We start from the raw sequence: 21,833 nt of genomic DNA on the forward strand, positions 1-21,833 counted from the left end.
GGCGACACGAGGGGCCGGCGGTGATCGACCGCCGGGCCCTCGTCGTTGGCGAAGAACGGATGCCGGGGATCAGCCGAAGGGCTGGAATTGCGGTGTGAGGCTGACGGTCGTCCCGGGGCGCTGCAGCGTCCCGCCGTCCGGCGTCATGGCCTGCACCCGGTAGACGTCCCAGTAGCGTCCGCCGAGCGGGAGCTCGAGGTCCTCGATGTTCGGGTTGACCTTGAAGCCGGCCGACTGCAACCGGTCGACGGCGGTGCGCACCGTCTCGCCGACGACGTTGGGCACCTCGACGGGGCGCGGGCCGTCGGAGACGACCAGCGTCAGCTTCTCGCCCTGCTGCCAGGAGCCGCCGCCCGGTCGATCGGCGACGCGGATGACGAGGTCGTCGGCGACGTCGTTGCTGTACTCGCGGGTCTCCTCGACCTCCATCCCCACGTCTCGGAGGGTCTTCGCGGCCTCGTCCGCCGGCGTTCCGGCGACGTCGGGGAGCGGGCCGAGCGAGACGCGGAGTTCCGCCGTCGAGCCCTGAAGGACCGAGCAGCCCTCGGTGCATTCGACCGGATCCGGCGTTCCCGCCTGAGTGACGTAGACGCGAACGACCCGGTCCGCGGCGAAGCTCGTGAAGTAGTTCTTGGTCTCGGCGACCGTGATGTTGTTCTCCGCCAGGAGCGACTCGGCCTCGGCGCGCGCCCGATCCTGCAGGGCCGGCAACTCGGCGGTGGCGGGACCGGCGGAGATCTGCACCGTCACCGGGGAGTCGCGGTCGACGAACTCGCCGGTGCCGGGGTCCGTCCCGATCGCCTCCCCGGCGGGGACCTCCAGGCTGTGGACGTCACTGCGGCGCGCGACGAGGGTGTTCTCGGCCAGCAGGTCCTCGGCGTCGTCGAAACTCATCCCGACCACCGTCGGGACGGCGACGAGTGAACCGGGACCGCTGCCGAACCACCATCCGGCCAGGCCGGCACCGGCGGCCAGCACGAGGACCACGGCGAGCAGCCAACCGCCCTTGACCGCGTTGCGGTGCGTGCGTCGCCGCAGGCGGGTGGCGTTGTCGACCTCCGTCGTGACGCTCGGTGCCGTGAACGTGCCGGGCATGACGCGGGTCACCTCGTCGGAGTCGAGCGAGTCGTCGACGACGACCTTCGTCCCGGTGGGGGTGGAGCGCACCACCTGCGGGAACACGCCCAGCTGCTTCTCGATCTCGCGCAGGCGGTCGAGCATCTCGCGCGCGTCGTTCGGACGGTCCTCGGGCGAGCGCTCGGTGGCCCACAGCACGAGCTCATCGAGCTGCTCCGGCACGGCGGGGTTCTTCACGCTCGGGCGCGGAACCGAGTGGGTCGCGTGCTGGTAGGCGATCTGCATCGGCTGCTCGCCCTTGTAGGGCTGTTCGCCCGCGAGCATCTCGTAAAGCATGATGCCGAGCGCGTAGATGTCGCTGCGGGCGTCCGCCGTCCCCCGCGTCACCAGCTCGGGCGCCAAGTAGGCGATCGTCCCGAGCAGCATCTGTCCGGTGGCGGTGTTCGCACTCGACGCGCGGGCAAGGCCGAAATCGCCGATCTTGATCCGGCCGTCTTCGGCGAGCAGGACGTTCTCGGGTTTCACGTCGCGGTGCACGATCCCCGCGCGGTGCGCCGCCGAGAGACCCGACAGGATCGCATCCATGATCGTGATCGTCTGAGGAAGCGTGAGGCGCCTCTGCTCGCGCAGCAGCTCGCGCAGCGTGATCCCGGGGAGGTACTCCATGACGAGATAGGCCATCTCGCCGTCCTGGCCCTGATCGAAGACGTTGACGACGTGGGGGTCGGCGAGCCGCGCGGCCGACCGTGCTTCCTGGATGAAGCGGTTCTGGAAGACGGTGTCGTCGGAGAGGTGGCCGTGCATCACCTTGAGCGCGACGCGCCGCTCGAGCCTCAGGTCCGTCGCGACGTACACGGTGGCCATGCCGCCTCGGGCGATGCGCCCGCGGACCCGGTACCGGCTGTCGACCAGGCGGCCGATCAGCGGGTCGGTCTGCGGGGTGGCGTTCACGTCAGAAGTCTACGGAGCGGACCCTGCGAGCCCGGGTAACGCCTCACCCCCGGAGCCGGTCGGCCGACGAAATCACCCGTACGTCTCGAGCCAGCGGTACGCCTGCGCCTCCCAGGGTCCGTACCGTTCGGGGTAGGCGGAGATCTGCACGGCCTGGGCCGCGTCGCCGAAGGCCATGTCCTCCCACCCCTCGATGTCGAGCAGGCCGCGGGTCCGGTCGCCGTTGGGGTCTGCGGAGCCGCCGTAGAACGCCGCCGCGGACCGTCGCGGGTCGCGGATCTCGGCCACCGAGCCCCAGCCCGCGCTCGGGCGCTGCTGGAAGAGGCCGACCGAGTCGCGGTCGCCGCCGTCGAGGTTGCGGATCCAGGACTCCACCATCGCCGTGGCCAGGGCGATCGCGATGCCGTCGCGCGAGACGCCGCGCTCGCGTCCGACCGCGATGATCGTCTTGACGTTGGCGATCTGCTCGGCGTCCAGGGCGACGGAAGCCGCGCCACTCGAGGCGGGGGAGGGCGCCGCGGCGGTCGGGATGCGGAGCTTCTGTCCCGGATAGATGATCGAGCCCTCGTCCAGGCCGTTGGCGGCGAGCAGTCGCCCGAGGCTGACACCGCTGCGCTGCGCGATCGCCCAGAGCGTCTCGCCCGCGGACACCTCGTGCACGGGGCCGGCCTTCTCGGGTCGGGGTGCGCTGGGGCGGGAGGCGGCGGCAGGAGTGGCGGCCACCGACCTGATCGTCAGCTTCTGCCCCGGGTGGATCATCGTCGACGATCCCAGTCCGTTGGCCCGAGCGAGGGCGGCGACGCCCATGCCGTGGCGGGTGGCGATGGACCAGAGGGTGTCGCCCCGCTTCACCGTGTAGGTGGATGCCGGAGCCGCCGCTGCCGGTGTGCGCCCGGCATCCCGCCCCGAGCTCTTCGGTCCGAGACGGAGGACGTCACCGGGTCGGATGATCGACCGCCAGCCCAGGCCGTTCCAGGCCAGGACGTCGGCGGTGCGTACGCCGTTCGCCGCGGCGATGGCGCTGACCGTGTCGCCCCGGGCGACGACGTGGGTCTTCACGGCCTTCCGCGCCGCCGGGCTGCCGACGACGGTGGCCGCGGTGGCGGACTCGGTCGCGGATCTGGCCGTGACGGGTTCCGGGGTGTTCCGCCGGAGCTCTTCGGCCTGTGCGGCGTCCATCGGCAGGAGCGACATCGAGAGTGCTATCGAGCCGATGACGGCAGGGGTGCGCTTGTCGCGCAGGGCGGTGGACAGGAGGTCGTTACGGCGCACAGGTGTTCCTTCGTTCGGTCCCAGCTCGTCGATCCCCCCGCAGAACCGTGTCACGGCCGTGTTGCTGGTGTCAATTGATGAGGCGCATGTGACTTGTGTGATGAACGCCGCGTCGGCGCGGATGCGATAGTGGAGGGGTGAGTTCTGACGAGACCGTGTCCACTGATTGGCTGAGTCTTCCCGAGCTGGTCGAGCTGACCGGCGAACCCCTCGGACGCGTGCGCCGGATGCTCGACGAGCACCAGCTGATCGCGTCGCGGCGATTCGGGGCGCCCCGCGTCCCCTCCGTCTTCCTCGTGGACGGAGCGCCGATCTCCGCACTCCGGGGGACGATCATCGTCCTGCAGGACGCGGGGTTCTCGGATGACGAGGCGATCGACTGGCTGCTGGCGCCCGAGGACTCGATCGGCGTCGCTCCGATCGATGCCCTCCGACAGGGCCGCAAGAGCGAGGTCCGTCGCGTCGCGCAGACCTTGGCCTGACCCCTCGCGGGGTCTGACGCCGAGGCGGTCGTCGCTCAGGCGGTGCGAACGGTCGCCGCACGCGCCAGGTCGCGGAGTTCGCTGACGGCTGCGTGCCCCAGGCGTGCGCCGCGGAGGGCGCGGTCGGCCTCGGCCGCCCATCCCGCGATCCGATCCTCGACGCGCGCGAGCGCACCGGTGTCGACGATGGTCTGCTGCAGGTGCGACACCTGTTCGGGCGTCAGGTCCCGGTCGCCGATCAGCTCGTCGAAGACGGCGAGGGCCCCCGGTGCCAGGGCGGCCCGGGTGTAGGCGACGAGGAGCGTCCGCTTGCCTTCGCGCAGGTCGTCTCCGACGGGCTTGCCCGTGACGGTCGTGTCGCCGAAGACGCCGAGCACGTCGTCCCGCAGCTGGAAGGCGAGGCCGACGGGGTGACCGAACGCGGCGAGGGCGGCGTACTGGTCGTCGTCCGCGCCTGCGAGCACCGCGCCGAGCTGGAGAGGATGCTGCACGCTGTAGCGCGCGGACTTCAGCGACGCCACGCGCAGGGCGCGGTCGGGGTGCGTGTCGACGGGTGCGACGACGTGGACCGCCTCCTCGGCGATGTCGAGGAACTGACCGACGGTGACCTCCCGGCGCATGCGGGCGAACTCGGCGCGCGCGCGGGCGGCGGCGCTCGGTTCGGCGGCCAGCAGGCCCTCTTCGAGGAGGTCGTCGCTCCACGCCACCAGGAGGTCGCCCAGGAGGATGGCCGCCGACGTGCCGAAGCCCGCCGCGTCGCCCGCCCAGCGACCTGCGCGGTGCGCCGCCTCCCAGGCGCGGTGGGCGGCGGGGCGCCCTCGGCGGGTGTCGGAACGGTCGATGACGTCGTCGTGCACGAGGGCGGCGGCGTGGAAGACCTCCAATGCCGCGGATGCCGCGGTCACGACCTCCGGCACGTGGCCGGGCGCGGGCGCCTCGGCCGTGGCCACCGCGCGCCATCCGGCGAGGCAGAAGCGGGCGCGAAAGCCCTTCCCACCGGTGGCGGCGGCGGCGCCGGAATCCACGAACGACCGGGCTTCCTCGCCGAAATCCGCGACCGCATCGCGCTGCGCCTGCAGGAACCTCTCGACTCGCTGGGAAACGGCCACGATCGGGTCGGGGGAAGAGGACACGGGCCTAGCCTAGTGATCGCGCGCACGCGTACACTTGATGGACCGACCCGAGGGGGATGCATGCCACTGTCAGAGCAGGAGCAGCGTCTGCTGGACGAGATGGAACGCCATCTCATGCGCAACGACGCCGATGTTGTCAGCGCGGACCGGGGCGCGGCCCCCCTCAGCTATCGCAACATCGTCTACGGGTCCGTCATCGTCCTCCTCGGCATCGCCGGGCTCGTCGTCGGCGTGGCCACATCCCTCGTCGTCATCGGCGTCATCGCCTTTGTCGTGATGGTGGGCGGTGTCGTCCTCGCCTTCACCCCGGCTAAGGGTGCCGCTGCCGCCCGGGCCGCGACGGGGTCGCGCAAGCCGCGCGCCGCGAAGGCGCCGGCATCCGCCTCCTTCATGGACCGCATGAACGACCGGTGGGATCGACGCAACGACGATCGATGATCTGAGTTCCTCCACACCCCTCCACTTCTGAAGCACCGACCTCCGGGTCGGTGCTTTTTTTGTGCCCTCGCAGGGTGCCCGGGCGGGGGCGCTCGGCGTGGCCGACCCCGATGAGCGCAGACGAGAGCGCATCGGGGCGGGAATCTGTCGCGGAGTGGAGGAAAGTGGAGTAAAGTGGCGTCATCCTGGAGCGGGCCGGACGAAGGGGGTGACCGAGCGATGTTGTTGGGCACCCACACCCCGAAGCTGGACGACAAAGGTCGGGTCATCCTGCCGGCGAAGTTTCGCGACGACCTCGGCCCCGGCGTCGTGATCACCCGCGGCCAGGAGCGCTGCCTTTACGTCTTCAGCTCGGCGGAGTTCGAGCGGGTGTACGAGCGCATCCGCGAAGCCCCCTTGACCAACAAGCAGGCGCGCGACTTCCAGCGCATGTTCCTCTCCGGCGCGAGTGCGGAGAAGCCCGATTCGCAGAACCGGATCACGATCCCGCCGCACCTTCGGACCTACGCGGCTCTGGAGCGCGAACTGGTCGTGACGGGTGTCGGCGCGCACGCCGAGATCTGGAACGCCGATGCCTGGAACGCCTACGCGGACAGCAACGAAGACACGTACTCGGACATGGAGCAGGAGGTGATCCCGGGACTCTTCTGATCCTCGACCGCGACTCCCAGCCGCTCGCCCTGACGCACTTCCCCGGCGCCAGGTCGGAGCGGATGGGGATCGGGGCCGAGGGCCTCTGCAGAACCGAACGCACCATGGCCTACGACGACATCCACACCCCCGTCCTCCTCGACCGCTGCGTCGAGCTGCTCGCACCCGCGCTCCAGCGCGACGGCGCCGTCGTCGTCGACGCCACCGAGGGCATGGGCGGCCACTCCGAAGCGCTCCTCGAGCGCTTCCCCCAGGTGCGGCTGATCGGCCTCGACCGCGACACCGACGCCCTTCGGATCGCGGGGGAGCGGCTCGCCCGGTTCGGGGACCGCGTGACCCTCGTCCACACCGTGTACGACGACATCGCCGACGCGGTGCGCAGCGCCGGAGCGACGACGGTCGACGGCATCCTGTTCGACCTGGGGGTGTCCTCCCTCCAGCTCGACGAGGCGGACCGCGGGTTCGCCTACGCGAAGGATGCCCCGCTCGACATGCGGATGGACCAGACCGCCGCGACCACGGCGGCCGACATCGTCGCCACCTACGGTGAGGGCGACCTCCGCCGGATCTTCGAGCGGTACGGCGAGGAGAAGCTCGCCGGCCGGTACGCCCGAGCCATCATCGCCGCGCGCGAGGAGGCGCCCATCGACCGGTCCGCCCGCCTCGTCGAGATCCTCATCGCCGCGACGCCGGTGGCCGTGCAGCGCGAGCGCAGCGGTCACCCCGCCAAGCGTGTGTTCCAGGCGCTGCGCATCGAGGTCAACGGCGAGCTCGCGGTGCTCGAACGCGCCCTGCCCGAGGCCCTCGGCATCCTGCCCGTCGGCGGTCGCATCGTCGTCATGTCGTACCAGTCCCTCGAGGACCGCCTCGTCAAGCGGGTGTTCGCCGAGGCGACGCGGTCCACGGCGCCGGCGGGCCTGCCGATCGAACCACCCGAGCACGCCCCCCGCTTCCGCCTCCTCACCAAGGGCGCCGAAGTGGCATCAGACGAAGAGAAGTCCCGCAACCCGCGCGCCACACCGGTGCGTCTGCGTGCGGCAGAGCGAGTGAGGGAGGCGTCATGACCGTTCCGGCCCTGGCCACCACTGCCATCGACAGCGCAGGCGATGAGGTCGTCCTCGGTTCGGCGGCACCGGTCCTCCGTCCGCTGGGTCGCCCCGGCGTCGGCATCGCGCCGCAGCCGCGACGCCGTCCGCGGCTCGTGTTCGGCCTCGTCGCGGTCGCCGGCGCCCTCGCCATCGCCGGTGTGCAGATGGGGCTGTCGATCGTCACGACGCAGGGTGCCTACGAGGTCAAGGACCTCACGGCGCAGCAGCGGGACGCGAACTACCAGAAGCAGATCCTCGAGGAGGAGATCGCGGGGCTCAGCTCGCCGCAGTTCCTCGCCGCCAACGCCGCCGCCCTCGGCCTGGTCGCCGGCGGCGAGCCCAACTACCTGCGCTTGAGCGACGGCGCGACACTCGGTCCGCAGAAGGGCGCATCGGATGCCTCGTCGATCGAGGCGCTGTCGCGGGCGGCGGTCTCGAACGCCCTCGTCGCGGGTGTCCCGCTCGTGACGGACCCCGAGGCGAGCCTGGACTCGGGTGTGTCCATCGACGAGGATCTGCTGGCCAATACGCCAACACCCCCCTCGATCACCGACGGACTGCCGACCCCCAGCACACACTGAGAACATGACGACACGAGCAACCCGAGGCCCGCGCCGTCGCACCGTCGTCGCCCTCGCCGTCGTCCTGGTGGTCCTGGTCTCCTTCGTCGTCCGCCTGGTCGACATCCAGATCGTCAATGCGAGCCAGCACGTCGGCGACGCCTTCAGCAAGGGGATGCGGGTCACCTCGAAACTCGAGGGTGCGCGCGGAACGATCGTCGACACGAACGGCGTTCCGCTCGCGACGAGCCTGCTGCGCTATCACGTCGTCGTGAACCCGAAGCTCGCCGAGAAGGGGATGTCCCTGCGGGACGAGAACGGCTCGCTCGTCAAGGACGAGAACGACAAGACGGTGCTGGTGACGTGGCCCGAGATCGCCGCGCAGATCGCCGAGGTGACGGGTCAGGATGCCGCCGAGGTCCAGGCCATCGCCGACGATGCGTTCGCGAAGGACCCGGCCGACCAGTTCGAGTACGTGAAGAAGTTCGTCTCGACGGCGGAGTTCCGCCAGCTCGCCGATCTGCAGATCCCGTTCATCTCGTTCGAACCGATCGCCTCGCGTTCGTACCCGAACGGTGCGGTCGCGGGCAACATCCTCGGTTTCGTCGGTTCCGACGGCAAGCCCCTCGAGGGTGTCGAGTCGCTCCAGAACTCCTGCCTCGCACCCACCGACGGCAGCATCCGCTATCAGAAGGGCGCCGACGGGGTGGTCATCCCCGGAACGGCGGTCGAGCAGCCGGCGAAGAACGGCGGCACCCTCGCCCTCACGATCGACGCCGACCTGCAGTGGTACATGCAGCAGCTCATCGCCGAGGAGACCTCGCGCTACCAGGCGGACTGGGGCGGGATCATCGTGATGGAGGTCGCGACGGGCAAGATCCGCGCGCTCGCGGAGACCCCCACGGTCGACCCGAACGATCCCGGCGCCAGCGAGCCTGAGGACCGCGGATCGCGGCTGCTCCGGTTCTCCTTCGAGCCGGGTTCCACCTTCAAGCCGGTCACTGCGGCGACGGCGATCGAGCAGGCCGGCGTGACGCCGGAATCGACGGTCAGGGTGCCCGACCGGATGGTGTTCGACAACGGCGCGGTCGTCAACGACTCCGAGAACCACGCGACCGAGAACCTGACGCTCAACGGCGGTCTGGTCACCTCGTCGAACGTCGCGATGTCGCAATTCGGCGGCATGGTCGACCCGCAGACGCGGTACGAGTACCTGACCAAGTTCGGCGCCGGTCAGCCGACCGGTCTGGACTGGTCGGGTGAGCCGAAGACGACGATCGCCCCCGCGGACACGTGGGACAACCAGACGAATTACGCGACCACCTTCGGGCAGGCCTTCACCGTCACCGCCGTCCAGGTCGCCAGCGCGTACCAGACGTTCGCCAACCACGGTCTGCGGATGCCGGCATCGCTCGTCGAGTCCTGCACGAAGCCCGACGGCACCGTCGTCGAGCCGAAGCTCGCCGCCCCTGAGCAGGTCATCAAGAAGGAGACCGCCGACGAGGTCTCGCTCATGCTCGAGAACGTCTTCGCGCAGGGGACGCTCGCCGACGACATCGCCCTCCCCGGCTACCGGATGGGCGGCAAGACCGGTACGGCGCAGATCTCCGACGGCAAGGGCGGATACAAGCCGAACCTGTACTTCACGTCCCTCGTCGGCTTCGCTCCCGCCGAGGATCCGAAGTATGTTGTCCTGACGGTCTTCGACGAGCCCAAGAAGCAGCGGATGTCGTCGGCCAACCGCTCGGTGTTCAAGAAGGCGATGGCGCAGGTGCTCACGCACTACCGCGTCATGCCGTCGGGCTCGGAGACCCCCCTCCTGCCCGTCACAGGCTGAACCCGAGCGCACGAGGAGACACCCCAGCATGATCCGGATGACGCTCGCCGAGGTGACGCACGCCGTCGGCGGCACCCTTCAGCTCCACGGCACCGACACCCCGGAGACCGTCGTCTCGGGCACGGTCGACACCGATTCCCGCGAGATGGGGCCCGGCTCCGTCTTCGTCGCCAAGCCCGGCGACGCGACCGACGGCCACCTGTTCGTCGACGCCGCCGTCACGGCGGGGGCGTCCCTCGCGATCGTGCAGCGCCCCGTCGGCGCGCCGGTCTCGCAGATCGTGGTGCCCGACGCCGTCGCCGCCCTCGGCGCCCTCGCCCGTGAGGTGGTCGCCCGCGTCCGCGCGCACGGAGGCCTGCAGGTGGTGGGGATCACCGGGTCGAACGGCAAGACGACGACGAAGAACCTGCTCGCCCGCATCCTGCAGGACGAAGCCCCCACCGTCGCCCCCCGGGCGTCGTTCAACAACGAGGTCGGCGCTCCGGTGACGATGCTGCGCGTCACGGAAGATACCCGCTTCCTGGTGAGCGAGCTCGGGGCGTCCCGTCCCGGCCGCATCGCCGAACTGGCCGGGCTCATCACGCCCGACATCGGTGCCGTCCTGATGGTGGGCCTCGCCCACGCCGGCGGGTTCGGCGGTGTCGAGGCGACGCAGAAGGCGAAGACCGAACTCGTCCAGGCGCTCCGTCCCGGCGGCACGGCCGTCCTCAACGCCGACGACGCCCGCGTCGCGGCGATGGCCGCCGTCGCCGAGGAGCGCGCCGTCGCCGTCCGCTGGTTCGGGCGGGGCCCGTCGGCCGACGTGCGCGCCGAGGACGTCGACGTCACGGCATCCGGCACGACCGCGACGATCCTCGTCGACGGTCGGCGCCTGCCGCTGCACCTGCGGGTGCTGGGTGAGCACCACGTCATGAACGCGCTGGCCGCCATCACCGTCGCCCAACTGCTGGGGGTGGACCCCGCCGATGCCATCGAACGGATCGGCACGGTCGAGATCGCCGAGCGCTGGCGGATGCAGCCGCTCGGGAGCGAGCGCGTGCGTGTCATCAACGACGCCTACAACGCCAGCCCGGACTCCATGGCCGCAGCCCTCCGTACCGTCGCGCAGATCGCCGCACCCGGGCAGCGCAAGGTCGCCGTCCTCGGGGCGATGACCGAACTCGGTGAGCAGGCGGGGGAGGAGCACGACCGCATCGGACTCCAGGCCGTCCGCCTCCGCTACGAGCGCATCGTCGTGGTCGGTTCCGCCGCCCGGCGCCTGTACCTCGCCGCCATCAGCGAAGGCTCCTGGGACGGTGAGGCCGTGTTCTTCGAGACCGCCGATGAGGCCTACGACTACCTGATGACCGAGCTCCGCGACGGCGACCGGGTTCTCGTGAAGTCCTCGAACGCGGCGGGGCTCAGGTTCCTGGGCGATCGTCTGGGAGAATCGTTCTCGTGAGATCCCTGCTGGCCGCTGCGACGATCTCGCTGGCATTCACCCTGTTCCTCACGCCCTTGTTCATCCGGGTCTTCCGGAAGATCGGGTGGGGCCAGGTCATCCGCACGCCGGAGGACATCAACAACCCGAGCCACCACACCAAGCGCGGGACGCCCACGATGGGCGGCATCGTCTTCATCGTGGGGACGATGGTGGGCTTCTTCGTCGGCAGCTACACGGGGGGCACGGAACCCACCGTGTCCGGCCTGCTCGTCCTCTGGATGATGGTGGGTCTCGGCATCATCGGCTTCATCGACGATTACATGAAGGTCCGGTCGCAGCGCAGCCTCGGGCTCTCGGGTTGGCGCAAGATCGTCGGACAGGTGGCCGTCGCCGTCCCGTTCGGCGTCATGGCACTGAACTTCCCGAACCAGTACGGCGAGACCCCGGGCTCCGCCTACATCTCCTTCTTCCGCGACATCCCGACGCTCTCCTTCATGGCGCTCGGGGCGGTTGCGGGCTGGATCCTCTACCTTCTGTGGATCTCGTTCATGTCGGTGGCATGGTCCAACGCGTCGAACCTCACCGACGGCCTCGACGGTCTGGCGACCGGTGCGGGGATCTTCACCGTCTCGGCGTACAGCTTGGTCACGTTCTGGCAGCTGCAGCAGCGCTGCCACTCCGCCGCGCTCGCCACCGAGTACACCGCCGCCTGCTACGACACCCGCGACCCGATGGGCCTGACGATCGTCGCGGCATCCTTCGTCGGAGCCCTGGTCGGCTTCCTCTGGTGGAACGCGCCCAAGGCGAAGCTGTTCATGGGCGACACGGGCTCGATGGCGATCGGCGGTGTGATCGTCGCGATGGCCGTCCTCAGCCGCACCGAGATCCTCTCGGTCATCCTCGCGGGCGTCTTCATCATCGCCCCGGCCTCGGTGATCCTGCAGCGGTATTACTTCAAGGCGACCGGTGGCAAACGCCTCTTCCTCATGAGCCCGTTCCACCACCATCTCGAGATGCGCGGGTGGCCCGAGATCACGATCGTCGTCCGGATGTGGGTCATCGCCGGCATCTTCGCGATCTTCGGTGTCGCCCTCTTCTACGTCGGCTGGCTGGCCGCCGTATGACCGCCGACCTCAGCCGGCTGACGAGCTGGCACGCCGACTGGTCGGGGCTCCGGGTCGTCGTCCTCGGGTTGTCGATGACGGGATTCTCCGTCGCCGACACGCTCGCCGAGCTCGGCGCCGACGTCCTGGTGGTGACCGAGGACGCCGCCGAGGAGTACGCCCGACTGGTTCCCGTCATCGGGGCGCGGATGTGGCAGGGCCCGCTCGACACCGTCCCCGAGGAGCTCACGGCGCACCGTCCCGACGTCGTCGTGGCCTCGCCCGGATTCCCGCCGCACCACCCCGTCGTCACGTGGGCCCGCGAGGCGGGTGTCGCCGTCTGGGGCGACATCGAGCTCGCCTGGCGCGTCCGCGACAAGGTGCTGCGCGCCGACGGGTCGCCCGCGGACTGGGTGCTCATCACGGGGACGAACGGCAAGACCACCACGACGCAACTGACGGCCACGATGCTCGTCGCCGGCGGCCTGCGGGCAGCGCCGTGCGGCAACATCGGCGTCCCGGTGCTCGACGCGGTGCGCGACCCGGCCGGGTTCGACGTGCTCGTCATCGAGGTCTCGAGCCACCAGCTCTGGTACCTCGGTCTGCAGGACGGCGATGACCGCGTCTCGCCGTACGCCAGCGTCTGCCTGAACCTCGCCGCCGACCATCTCGAATGGCACGGTTCCTTCGACGCGTACCGCGACGCGAAAGCCGTCGTCTACCAGCTCACCCGGGTCGCCTGCGTTTACAACAAGAGCGACGTTGCGACCCGCGAGATGGTCGAGGACGCGGAGGTGATCGAAGGATGCCGCGCCATCGGCTTCGATCTCGGCGTCCCGGGGCCGAGTGATCTCGGCGTCGTGGACGGCATCCTCGTCGACCGTGCGTTCCTCGAGGAGCGGCGCACCAACGCGCTCGAGCTCACGACCGTGGCGGAGCTCGCCGACGCCGGGCTCGCCGCTCCGCACGTCGTTGCGAACATCCTCGCTGCCGCCGCGCTCGCCCGGTCCCTCGACGTCCCGCCCGCGGCGATCCGCGACGCTCTCCGTGGCTTCCGCCTCGACCCGCACCGGATCGAGGTCGTGGGCGTCGCCGATGGTGTCACCTGGATCGACGACTCCAAGGCGACGAATCCGCACGCCGCGGCATCCTCCCTCCAGGCGTACCCCGGCGCGGTCTGGGTCCTCGGCGGGCTGCTGAAGGGCGTCGACATCGACGACCTCGTCGCCGCGCGCGGTCCCAGGGTGAAGGCCGCGATCGTCATCGGCGTCGAACGGTCCACGATCGTCGCGGCATTCGCGCGACACGCGCCGGCGGTGCCGCTGTTCGAGGTCGATCACGCTCAGACTGAGGACGTCATGACCGAGGTCGTCGCGTTGGCGTCAGACGTCGCGCAGGACGGAGACGTGGTCCTCCTCGCTCCGGCTGCGGCATCGTTCGACCAGTTCGCCTCGTACTCGGATCGCGGCCGGCGCTTCGCCGACGCGGTGAACGCACGGATGGGAAAGGACGCCGGTGACGACCACGACCGACCGTCCGGCCCCGTCGGATCCGGCTGACCGCGGCTCCTCCGCCTTCACGGCGCGCGTCGCCCTCGGCAAGGTCTTCGCGCCGGTCCCGAGCGAGTTCCTGCTCATCGCCTCGACGGCGCTGATCCTCACGATCTTCGGACTCGTCATGGTGCTGTCGGCGACGATGGCCACGTCCGGCGAGGGCGGGCCCTTCCAGACCGTCATGCGGCAGGCCATGTTCGCGATCCTCGGCGTGCCGCTGATGTTCGTGTTCAGTCGCTTGCCGGTGCTCTTCTGGAAGCGGATCTCGTGGATCGCGCTGGGCCTCGCTCAGGCGTTCCAGCTGCTCGTGTTCACCGGGCTCGGTTACGACTTCGACGGGAACCGCAACTGGATCTCGATCGCAGGTGTCCAGGCGCAGCCGTCGGAGTTCCTGAAGCTGGCCTTCGCGCTCTGGCTCGGGTACGTCCTCTATCGCAAGCACACCCTCCTCGGCCTGTGGCGTCACGTCTTCATCCCGGTCGTCCCGGTCTCGATCATGGTCATCGGCTCAGTGCTGGCAGGTAAGGACCTCGGTACGGCGATGATCCTCGTGCTGATCCTGCTGGGGGCGTTGTTCTTCTCCGGAGTGAAGCTCCGGGTGTTCATCATCCCGGTCGTCGCCGCCGCCGTCGTCGTCGCTGTCCTGGCGCTCACGAGTGCGAACCGCATGGCGCGCATCACGAGCTTCCTCGACCCGAACTGCATCGACGACTACTACGACGGCTGTTACCAGCCTCTCCACGGGATCTGGGGCCTCGCCAGCGGCGGTGTCTTCGGTCTCGGCCTCGGGAACTCGCGGGAGAAGTACGCGTGGCTGCCCGCGGCATCCCACGACTACATCTTCGCGATCGTGGGCGAGGAACTCGGCCTCATCGGGTGCATCGTCGTGCTCGCGCTGTTCACGCTGTTCGCGGTCGGCGCCTTCCACGTCATCCGCAAGACCCACGACCCCTTCATCCGCATCGCCGCCGGCGGTATCACCGTCTGGATCGTCGGTCAGGCCCTCATCAACATCGGGGTCGTGCTGCGGGTGTTCCCGGTGCTGGGTGTGCCGCTGCCGTTCATGTCGCAGGGCGGCACGTCGCTCGTCTCGGTGCTGATGGCGTGCGGGGTGCTCCTCGCCTTCGCGCGGACGCTGCCCACCTCGGTGCCGGGCACCGCTCCGACCCGCCGGTAGGCTCGATCCGGTGACCACGTACCTCCTGGCCGGCGGTGGCACCGCGGGCCACGTCAATCCGCTGCTCGCCGTCGCCGACACCCTGATGGCCCGTGATCCGGGCGCGACCGTCCTCGTCCTCGGCACCCGTGAGGGCCTCGAAGCCCGACTGGTCCCGCAGCGGGGATACGAGCTGCTGTTCGTCGACAAGGTCCCCTTCCCGCGTCGACCGGATGCCGCGGCGCTCCGATTCCCGGCACGGTTCGCCCGCGCCGTGCGCCAGGTCCGGCACCACATCCGCGAGCGCGCCGTCGACGTCGTCGTCGGCTTCGGCGGGTACGCCTCGGCGCCCGCCTACGTCGCCGCCCGCCGCGCCCGCATCCCCGTGGTCGTCCACGAGGCGAACGCCAAGCCGGGGCTCGCCAACGTGCTCGGCGCGCGGGGGGCCGCGGCATCCGGTGTCGCCTTCGAGGGAACGCCGCTGCGCGGTGCCGAGGTCGTCGGGATGCCGCTGCGCCCCGAGATCGTGAACCTCGACCGCGGCGCGCTGCGCGAGGAGGCGGCTGCGGCCTTCGGGATGGATGCCGGCCGGCCGGTCCTCCTCGTCTTCGGCGGGTCGCTCGGGGCGGTGCGGCTCAACCGGGCGTTCGCCGATGCGTGGCAGGACGTGGTCGCGGCGGGGTGGCAGATCCTGCACGCCGCGGGGGAGCGCAACGACATCGCCGACCCTGACGACCCGTCCTACCGGATCGTGCCCTACATCGATCGCATGGACCTCGCGTTCGCCCTCGCCGACGCCGTCGTCTCGCGGTCGGGGGCGGCAACCGTGAGCGAGCTCAGCGCGCTCGGAATCCCGGCCGTCTACGTCCCCTACGCGGTCGGCAACGGCGAGCAGGCCCTCAACGCCGCTTCCGCGGTCGCGGCGGGGGCGGCGGTGCTGATCCCCGATGCCGAGCTGACCGGGGACCGCATCCGTTCGACCGTCGTGCCGCTCCTGTCCGATGCGGCGTCGCTCGAGCGCATGCGCGCCGCCGCGGCGCAGGTCGGCACCCGTTCGGGGAGTGAGAACGTCGTCGGACTGATCGACCGCGCGCTCGCCCGCTGAGCAGCCCGGCACAGCGCGCCGCGGCGTCCCCGCCGCCCACCCCGACCTAGACTTGTCGGGCCATGATTCGCCCCGATCTCACGCTCCCCATCCCCGCGGACATCACCGCCGCCCACTTCATCGGGATCGGCGGGTCCGGGATGTCGGGCCTCGCCGGTATGTTCCTCGATCGCGGCATCCGCGTGTCGGGTTCCGACCGCTCCGACAGCGCGGCCATGCAGGCGCTCGCGGCGCGCGGCGCGGAGGTCCACGTCGGCCACGACGCGACGAATCTCCCCGACGACGTGGATGCGGTCGTGTTCACGGGCGCCATCTGGCCCGAGAACCCGGAGTACCTGCGTGCGAAGGAGCGGGGCGTGCCCGTGCTGCACCGCTCGCAGGCGCTGCACTGGCTGGTCGGCGGTCGCCGCCTGGTGAGCGTCGCCGGCGCGCACGGCAAGACCACCTCGACCGGAATGATCGTCACGGGCCTGCGCGCGATCGGCGCCGACCCGACGTTCGTCAACGGCGGCGTCATCGCCTCCCTCGGCGTCTCGAGCGGCACCGGCTCCGACGACCTGTTCGTCATCGAGGCCGACGAGTCCGACGGCTCGTTCCTGCTGTACGACACCGCGGTCGCCCTCATCACGAACGTCGACCCCGACCACCTCGACCACTGGGGGTCGCGCGAGGCCTTCTACGAGGGTTTCGTCCGATTCGCGGATGCCGCATCCCAGGCCGTCGTCATCTCCTCCGACGACCCCGGCGCCCGCGAGGTCGCCGCGTCGCTGTCGCACCGCACCGTGGTCACCTTCGGCACGGCCGCCGAGGCGGACGTCCGCGTGAGCGACATCGTCACCGAGGGCCCGGTCTCCTTCACCCTCCACCACGACGGACGCTCGGCGTCGGGCGCCCTGAGCGTCCCCGGGGCGCACAACGCGGTCAACGCGGCCGGCGCGGTCGCCGTCCTCCTCACCCTCGGATACGAGCTCGAGCCGGCGCTGCGCGCGGTCGAGCAGTTCGGCGGCACCATCCGCCGGTTCGAGCTGCACGGCGTCCGCGCGGGCGTGTCGGTCTACGACGACTACGCGCACCACCCGACCGAGGTCGACGCCGCCCTCGGCGCGGCGCGCACCGTCGTCGGGGAGGGACGCATCATCGCCGTCCACCAGCCCCACACCTACTCCCGCACGCAGGCCATGTACCGCGAGTTCGCGGAGGTCCTCGAATCCCGCGCCGACCACGCGGTCGTCCTCGACGTCTACGGCGCCCGCGAGGATCCCGTCCCCGGGGTGACCGGCGCCCTCGTCAGCGGTGCCTTCGCCGATCAGGACCGGGTGCGCTTCGTGGCGGACTGGCAGCAGGCGGCCGAGTACACGGCATCCATCGCCCGTCCCGGCGACTACGTCATCACCCTCGGCTGCGGTGACGTGTACCGCATCATCCCGCAGGTCCTCGACGCCCTCGGGCAGGACTGACCGTGCGGCGGCCGTCCCCCCTGCCGACGACGCCGCCGGCACGTCGATCCGCCCCGACGGCGGCTCCGCAGTCGGAGCCCGTCCCGCGGCCTCGGGCGGAACAGCCCGTGCACGATCCCGAACCAGCGCCGGAGCAGGTCACCGAGGTCATCGAGCCCTCGCGGCCGGGCCGCCTCGTCCCGTTCGCTCAGCCGGTGGTCGAGGTCGACGACGTGGAGCCCGGCGAACGGACTCCGGATGCCGAGGGCGACCGCCCGCTCGGTCTGCGCGACGTCTGGGCGGCGGCCCGCGCCCGCCGGCGTGCCCTCCGCCGCGAGGTCCGACGCTTCACCGTCCGTCAGCGGCGGCGTCGCTACGCGTGGCTGGCGTCGCTCGCCGCCGTCGTGCTCGTCGGGCTCGGCGCCGTGGCGACCGCCTACAGCCCGTTGTTCGCCGTCTCGAAGATCACCGTCCTGGGCACCGATCGGCTTGACCGCGGTGCCGTCGAGCAGGCGCTCGCGGGGGAGAAGGGCACCCCTCTCGCCCTTGTCGACTCCAGCGCCGTCAAGGCCGCGCTGGTCGGGTTCCCGCTCGTCGAGAGCTACTCCATTGAAGCGCGTCCGCCGCAGGAGCTCGTCGTCCAGATCATCGAACGCACCCCCGTGGGGGTGGTGTCGACGCGCGGCGGATTCTCGCTCGTCGATGCGGCCGGCGTCGTCCTCTCCACCAGCGAAAAGGCGCCCGAGGGGTACCCGGTGATCGAGGCGACCGGCGGCGCCGGGTCGCGCGCGTTCCGCGCCGTGGGGGCCGTCTACCGCTCGCTCCCGGCCGACCTGCGCACGCAGGTGACGGCGATGGCGGCGACGACACCCGACGATGTCACCCTTACGATCGAGGGGGCGGAGGTCGTGTGGGGGAGCTCCGCCGACCCCGTCGAGAAGGCTCGCGTCCTGCAGGCCGCGATGACCGCGAAGCCGCCGTCCGAGGTCGACGAGTACGACATCTCGTCGCCGGACGCGGTCGTCATCCGCTGACGCGGAATCAGATCGCGCGACACGCCCACGACGCTGCGGCTGAGCGGCGCTGCGCCGCCTACGTTCGGAATCGGGAATTGCATACTCGGCAATTCTTTAAACCTCTGGTTGAGGTTGAAGGTTTGCACTCGAGGTTCAGGACGATACGGAGGCCGGCGTGAGCCAGAACCAGAACTACCTTGCTGTGATCAAGGTCGTTGGCGTGGGTGGTGGCGGTGTCAACGCCGTCAACCGCATGATCGAGCTCGGCCTTCGCGGCGTCGAGTTCATCGCCGTCAACACGGACGCCCAGGCGCTGCTGATGAGCGACGCCGACATCAAGCTCGACGTGGGCCGCGAGCTCACGCGCGGTCTCGGCGCGGGCGCCGACCCCGAGGTCGGCCGTCGTGCCGCCGAGGACCACGCCGAGGAGATCGAGGAGGCCCTCGCGGGTGCCGACATGGTCTTCGTCACGGCCGGCGAGGGCGGCGGTACGGGTACCGGTGGCGCCCCGGTCGTCGCGCGGATCGCGAAGTCGATCGGCGCCCTCACCATCGGTGTCGTGACCAAGCCCTTCTCCTTCGAGGGCCGTCGTCGCCAGACGCAGGCCGAGGCGGGCGTCTCGAAGCTCAAGGAAGAGGTCGACACCCTCATCGTGGTGCCGAACGACCGCCTGCTCGAGATCAGCGACCGCGGCATCTCGATGATCGAGGCCTTCGCCACGGCCGACCAGGTGCTGCTCGCCGGTGTGCAGGGCATCACCGACCTCATCACGACGCCCGGTCTCATCAACCTCGACTTCGCCGACGTCAAGTCGGTCATGCAGGGCGCGGGCTCCGCGCTCATGGGCATCGGCTCGGCCCGCGGCGCCGACCGTGCGATCAAGGCCGCCGAACTGGCCGTCGAGTCGCCGCTGCTCGAGGCGTCGATCGAGGGCGCGCACGGCGTGCTGCTGTCGATCCAGGGTGGTTCGAACCTCGGCATCTTCGAGATCAACGACGCCGCGCAGCTCGTCAAGGAGGCCGCGCACCCCGAGGCCAACATCATCTTCGGTACCGTCATCGACGACACCCTGGGCGACGAGGTCCGGGTCACGGTCATCGCGGCCGGCTTCGACGGCGGCGAGCCCCAGGTGAAGGTCGAGCCGATCACGGCCAGCCGCCCGGCATCCGCTCCCGTGCTGCCGCCGCTGCCCGCCGACACGGTCGCGCGCGACCTCGCCGCGGCGGAGAACAGCGGACGCGAGTCGGTGTCGGTGTCGGCGCCCGCGTCGTCGTCGAGCGACTACGACTCGGCCTTCGGCGATGACGACCTCGACATCCCCGACTTCCTGAAGTAACGCCGTCGTGGATCTTCGTTCGCGGCTCGCCGACATCGACGCGCGCATCTCGGATGCCGCTCGGTCGGCGGGCCGCGATCCCGCGACGATCACGCGGATCGTCGTCACGAAGTTCCACCCCGTCGAGCTCGTGCAGGGTCTCGCTGCCCTCGGCGTCACCGACGTCGGCGAGAACCGGCAGCAGGAACTCAGCGCCAAACGCGCCGACTACGACGGCCCGGCGCTGCGCTGGCACTTCATCGGCCAGGCGCAGACGAACAAGGCGAAAGCGGTGCGTCGGGATGCCGACGCGGTGCACTCCCTTGACCGCGCGCGGCTCGCCGACGCGCTCCACGGCGCCCGCGCCGAAGGCGACGAGAGCGTGCTCGACGTCCTCATCCAGGTCAACCTCACCGACGACCCCGGTCGCGGGGGAGTCCAGCCGTCGGGTGTCGAGGAGCTCGCCGAGCACGTCGCCGCATCCTGCGCCTCGCTGCGGTTGCGGGGCGTGATGGCCGTCGCCCCGCTCGACGAGGACCCCGCCGCGGCCTTCGCCCGGCTCGCGGATCATGCCGCACGGCTGCGCCGTGTGGTGCCGGATGCCGACTGGATCTCCGCCGGAATGACCGGCGACTTCGCCGAGGCGATCGCCGCGGGTGCGACACACCTGCGCATCGGTTCGGCAATCACAGGCCCGAGGCCCCTGCACGGTTAGCCTCATCACAGACGAGCAATACGGAGGATGCGATGTCGAACCCGCTCAAGAAGACCATGGTGTACCTGGGCCTCGCCGATGAGGAAGAGGTCTACGAGGAGCCGGCTCCCCGCCGCGAGAGCCGGGAGAAGCAGGTCGAGAACAAGACCGCCCCGGTGACGCCCATCCACCGTCCGGCCGTCGTGCGTCAGCCCGCACCGGCCACCGTGAGCGAGATCGTCACGGTGCACCCGAAGCAGTACCGCGACGCGCAGATGATCGCCGAGAACTTCCGCGACGGCATCCCCATCATCATCAACCTCTCGCAGATGAGCGATGCGGACGCCCGCCGCCTCATCGACTTCGCGAGCGGACTCTCGCTGGGTCTGTACGGCCGTATCGAGCGCGTGACGAGCAAGGTCTTCCTGCTCTCGCCCGAGAACGTCGCGGTATCCGGCGAGGGGGCGATCGCCCAGGGCGACGCCGACTCCGCCCCCTTCACGCACTGACGTCGTGTCGGCCATCGGCCTCATCGCCGGGATCCTCAACGCGCTCCTGCTCATCTACGTGCTGTTCCTCCTGGCACGTCTGGTGTTGGAGTACATCCCGATGTTCAACCGGGAGTGGCGTCCGCGCGGCGGCTGGCTCGTCTTCGCCGAGGTCGTGTTCACCGTGACCGACCCGCCGCTGAAGTTCCTCCGCCGCTTCATCCCGCCGCTGCGCATCGGTCCCATCGCGCTCGATCTCGCCTTCCCGATCACGATGCTGTGCTGCTTCGTGCTCCTGTCCGTCACGCAGGTGCTGAGCCGCGTGTGAGGTCGTCGTCGTCGCACCCACGACAGCCGCGGACTATGCTGTCGGGGTACGGCTCGCGCCTCGCGGGTCTTCTTTGACCGGCCCGCTTCCTGAGCCCCGAAAGAGGAAAGACACATGCCTTTGACTCCCGAAGACGTCGTCACCAAGCAGTTCCAGCATGTTCGTTTCAAGGAGGGTTTCGACCCGGACGAGGTCGATGACTTCCTCGACGAGATCGTCGTCGAGTGGCGCAAGACGATCGCCGAGAACGAGGAGCTGAAGGCGAAGCTCGCCGCGTACGAGTCCGGCGAGACCCCCGCTCCGGAGGCCGCCGCCCCCGCCGCCGAGGAAGAGGTCGTCGGGGAGGCCCCGGCTCCGGCCGAGCCCGTCGCCGAGACCCCCGCAGCCGGAGCGACCGCTCCTGCGGCCGCGTCCGCCGGCATCATCGAGCTGGCGCAGCGCCTGCACGACGAGCACGTCGCCGAGGGCAAGGCGCAGAAGGAGAAGCTCATCTCCGAGGCGCAGGCCGAGGCCGACGCCATCCTCAACGAGGCCCGCACCAAGGCCAAGGACGAGCTCACCCGCCTCGAGAGCGAGCGCGGCACCCTCGAGGGTCGCATCAGCGAGCTGCGTCAGTTCGAGCGCGACTACCGCGTCCAGCTGCGCGGCTTCATCGAGGAGAAGCTGCGCGATCTCGACGTCGCCGGCACCTCGGGCTCGACGCCCATCCCCGCGTCCTGACCGCTCG

General features: G+C 70.4%; 21 protein-coding genes. 18 read left to right on the top strand and 3 right to left on the bottom strand.

The window, feature by feature from the left end; all coding sequences use genetic code 11:
- Positions 1-69: 69 nt before the first annotated feature.
- Positions 70-2,028, bottom strand: coding sequence for a Stk1 family PASTA domain-containing Ser/Thr kinase (pknB, locus tag Q9S36_RS00375; RefSeq protein WP_311283519.1), 1,959 nt, complete (start codon positions 2,026-2,028; stop codon positions 70-72).
- Positions 2,029-2,100: 72 nt separating this feature from the next.
- Entirely contained in the window at positions 2,101-3,300 is a 1,200-nt protein-coding gene (locus Q9S36_RS00380) for a LysM peptidoglycan-binding domain-containing protein (RefSeq protein ID WP_311283521.1), read from the bottom strand.
- A gap of 155 nt (positions 3,301-3,455) precedes the next feature.
- On the opposite strand from Q9S36_RS00380, the gene Q9S36_RS00385 reads away from it, so the two are divergent.
- Complete coding sequence (locus tag Q9S36_RS00385; RefSeq protein WP_311284434.1) at positions 3,456-3,782, top strand: Rv2175c family DNA-binding protein; 327 nt, start codon at positions 3,456-3,458, stop codon at positions 3,780-3,782.
- Positions 3,783-3,817: 35 nt separating this feature from the next.
- Here Q9S36_RS00385 and Q9S36_RS00390 read toward each other — a convergent pair whose 3' ends face one another.
- Positions 3,818-4,915 carry a polyprenyl synthetase family protein gene (locus Q9S36_RS00390; RefSeq protein WP_311283522.1) on the bottom strand — a complete coding sequence of 366 codons (1,098 nt, stop codon included), beginning with the start codon at positions 4,913-4,915 and terminating at the stop codon, positions 3,818-3,820.
- A gap of 60 nt (positions 4,916-4,975) precedes the next feature.
- On the opposite strand from Q9S36_RS00390, the gene Q9S36_RS00395 reads away from it, so the two are divergent.
- The 17 genes from Q9S36_RS00395 (at position 4,976) to Q9S36_RS00475 (ending at position 21,826) form a co-directional block, all read left to right on the top strand.
- Complete coding sequence (locus tag Q9S36_RS00395) at positions 4,976-5,353, top strand: DUF3040 domain-containing protein (protein WP_217531274.1); 378 nt, start codon at positions 4,976-4,978, stop codon at positions 5,351-5,353.
- Positions 5,354-5,572: 219 nt separating this feature from the next.
- Entirely contained in the window at positions 5,573-6,004 is a 432-nt protein-coding gene (gene mraZ / locus Q9S36_RS00400) for a division/cell wall cluster transcriptional repressor MraZ (protein WP_064002348.1), read from the top strand.
- A 62-nt stretch (positions 6,005-6,066) separates the two neighbouring features.
- Entirely contained in the window at positions 6,067-7,068 is a 1,002-nt protein-coding gene (gene rsmH / locus Q9S36_RS00405) for a 16S rRNA (cytosine(1402)-N(4))-methyltransferase RsmH (RefSeq protein WP_396653708.1), read from the top strand.
- Complete coding sequence (locus tag Q9S36_RS00410; protein WP_311283524.1) at positions 7,065-7,673, top strand: hypothetical protein; 609 nt, start codon at positions 7,065-7,067, stop codon at positions 7,671-7,673. The genes rsmH and Q9S36_RS00410 overlap by 4 nt, the downstream gene beginning before the upstream one ends.
- A 4-nt stretch (positions 7,674-7,677) precedes the next feature.
- Positions 7,678-9,489: a penicillin-binding protein 2 gene (locus Q9S36_RS00415; protein WP_311283525.1), complete on the top strand. Its 1,812-nt coding sequence runs from the start codon at positions 7,678-7,680 to the stop codon at positions 9,487-9,489.
- Positions 9,490-9,517: 28 nt separating this feature from the next.
- Complete coding sequence (gene murF, locus Q9S36_RS00420; protein ID WP_311283526.1) at positions 9,518-10,930, top strand: UDP-N-acetylmuramoyl-tripeptide--D-alanyl-D-alanine ligase; 1,413 nt, start codon at positions 9,518-9,520, stop codon at positions 10,928-10,930.
- Complete coding sequence (mraY, locus tag Q9S36_RS00425; protein WP_064002343.1) at positions 10,927-12,036, top strand: phospho-N-acetylmuramoyl-pentapeptide-transferase; 1,110 nt, start codon at positions 10,927-10,929, stop codon at positions 12,034-12,036. The genes murF and mraY overlap by 4 nt, the downstream gene beginning before the upstream one ends.
- Entirely contained in the window at positions 12,033-13,574 is a 1,542-nt protein-coding gene (murD, locus tag Q9S36_RS00430; RefSeq protein WP_311283527.1) for a UDP-N-acetylmuramoyl-L-alanine--D-glutamate ligase, read from the top strand. Before mraY ends, murD begins: the two co-directional genes overlap by 4 nt.
- A complete protein-coding gene (gene ftsW / locus Q9S36_RS00435) occupies positions 13,531-14,745 on the top strand; it encodes a putative lipid II flippase FtsW (protein ID WP_311283528.1) in 1,215 nt (404 codons plus the stop codon). The genes murD and ftsW overlap by 44 nt, the downstream gene beginning before the upstream one ends.
- A 10-nt stretch (positions 14,746-14,755) precedes the next feature.
- Positions 14,756-15,829, top strand: coding sequence for a UDP-N-acetylglucosamine--N-acetylmuramyl-(pentapeptide) pyrophosphoryl-undecaprenol N-acetylglucosamine transferase (locus tag Q9S36_RS00440; RefSeq protein ID WP_311283529.1), 1,074 nt, complete (start codon positions 14,756-14,758; stop codon positions 15,827-15,829).
- A gap of 62 nt (positions 15,830-15,891) precedes the next feature.
- Positions 15,892-17,286 carry a UDP-N-acetylmuramate--L-alanine ligase gene (gene murC / locus Q9S36_RS00445; RefSeq protein WP_311283530.1) on the top strand — a complete coding sequence of 465 codons (1,395 nt, stop codon included), beginning with the start codon at positions 15,892-15,894 and terminating at the stop codon, positions 17,284-17,286.
- A 2-nt stretch (positions 17,287-17,288) separates the two neighbouring features.
- Positions 17,289-18,299 carry a cell division protein FtsQ/DivIB gene (locus Q9S36_RS00450; protein ID WP_396653709.1) on the top strand — a complete coding sequence of 337 codons (1,011 nt, stop codon included), beginning with the start codon at positions 17,289-17,291 and terminating at the stop codon, positions 18,297-18,299.
- A gap of 157 nt (positions 18,300-18,456) precedes the next feature.
- Complete coding sequence (gene ftsZ / locus Q9S36_RS00455) at positions 18,457-19,617, top strand: cell division protein FtsZ (RefSeq protein WP_064002337.1); 1,161 nt, start codon at positions 18,457-18,459, stop codon at positions 19,615-19,617.
- Positions 19,618-19,624: 7 nt separating this feature from the next.
- Positions 19,625-20,311: a YggS family pyridoxal phosphate-dependent enzyme gene (locus Q9S36_RS00460; RefSeq protein WP_311283532.1), complete on the top strand. Its 687-nt coding sequence runs from the start codon at positions 19,625-19,627 to the stop codon at positions 20,309-20,311.
- A 32-nt stretch (positions 20,312-20,343) separates the two neighbouring features.
- Entirely contained in the window at positions 20,344-20,799 is a 456-nt protein-coding gene (locus tag Q9S36_RS00465) for a cell division protein SepF (protein ID WP_064002335.1), read from the top strand.
- 4 nt (positions 20,800-20,803) lie between these two features.
- Positions 20,804-21,106, top strand: a complete 303-nt coding sequence (locus Q9S36_RS00470; protein WP_311283533.1) for a YggT family protein — start codon at positions 20,804-20,806, stop codon at positions 21,104-21,106.
- Between the two features lie 114 nt (positions 21,107-21,220).
- Positions 21,221-21,826, top strand: coding sequence for a DivIVA domain-containing protein (locus Q9S36_RS00475; protein ID WP_311283535.1), 606 nt, complete (start codon positions 21,221-21,223; stop codon positions 21,824-21,826).
- The last annotated feature ends 7 nt before the right edge of the window (positions 21,827-21,833 follow it).

The sequence above is a fragment of the Microbacterium sp. ARD31 genome (assembly GCF_031844425.1).

What these genes read in the sequence shown, in the direction of transcription:
- Q9S36_RS00395 (WP_217531274.1), top strand. Translation starts at nt 4,976, where the DNA reads ATGCCACTGTCAGAGCAGGAGCAGCGTCTGCTGGACGAGATGGAACGC.
- mraZ (WP_064002348.1), top strand. Translation starts at nt 5,573, where the DNA reads ATGTTGTTGGGCACCCACACCCCGAAGCTGGACGACAAAGGTCGGGTC.
- rsmH (WP_396653708.1), top strand. Translation starts at nt 6,067, where the DNA reads ATGGGGATCGGGGCCGAGGGCCTCTGCAGAACCGAACGCACCATGGCC.
- Q9S36_RS00410 (WP_311283524.1), top strand. Translation starts at nt 7,065, where the DNA reads ATGACCGTTCCGGCCCTGGCCACCACTGCCATCGACAGCGCAGGCGAT.
- Q9S36_RS00415 (WP_311283525.1), top strand. Translation starts at nt 7,678, where the DNA reads ATGACGACACGAGCAACCCGAGGCCCGCGCCGTCGCACCGTCGTCGCC.
- murF (WP_311283526.1), top strand. Translation starts at nt 9,518, where the DNA reads ATGATCCGGATGACGCTCGCCGAGGTGACGCACGCCGTCGGCGGCACC.
- murD (WP_311283527.1), top strand. Translation starts at nt 12,033, where the DNA reads ATGACCGCCGACCTCAGCCGGCTGACGAGCTGGCACGCCGACTGGTCG.
- murC (WP_311283530.1), top strand. Translation starts at nt 15,892, where the DNA reads ATGATTCGCCCCGATCTCACGCTCCCCATCCCCGCGGACATCACCGCC.
- Q9S36_RS00465 (WP_064002335.1), top strand. Translation starts at nt 20,344, where the DNA reads ATGTCGAACCCGCTCAAGAAGACCATGGTGTACCTGGGCCTCGCCGAT.
- Q9S36_RS00475 (WP_311283535.1), top strand. Translation starts at nt 21,221, where the DNA reads ATGCCTTTGACTCCCGAAGACGTCGTCACCAAGCAGTTCCAGCATGTT.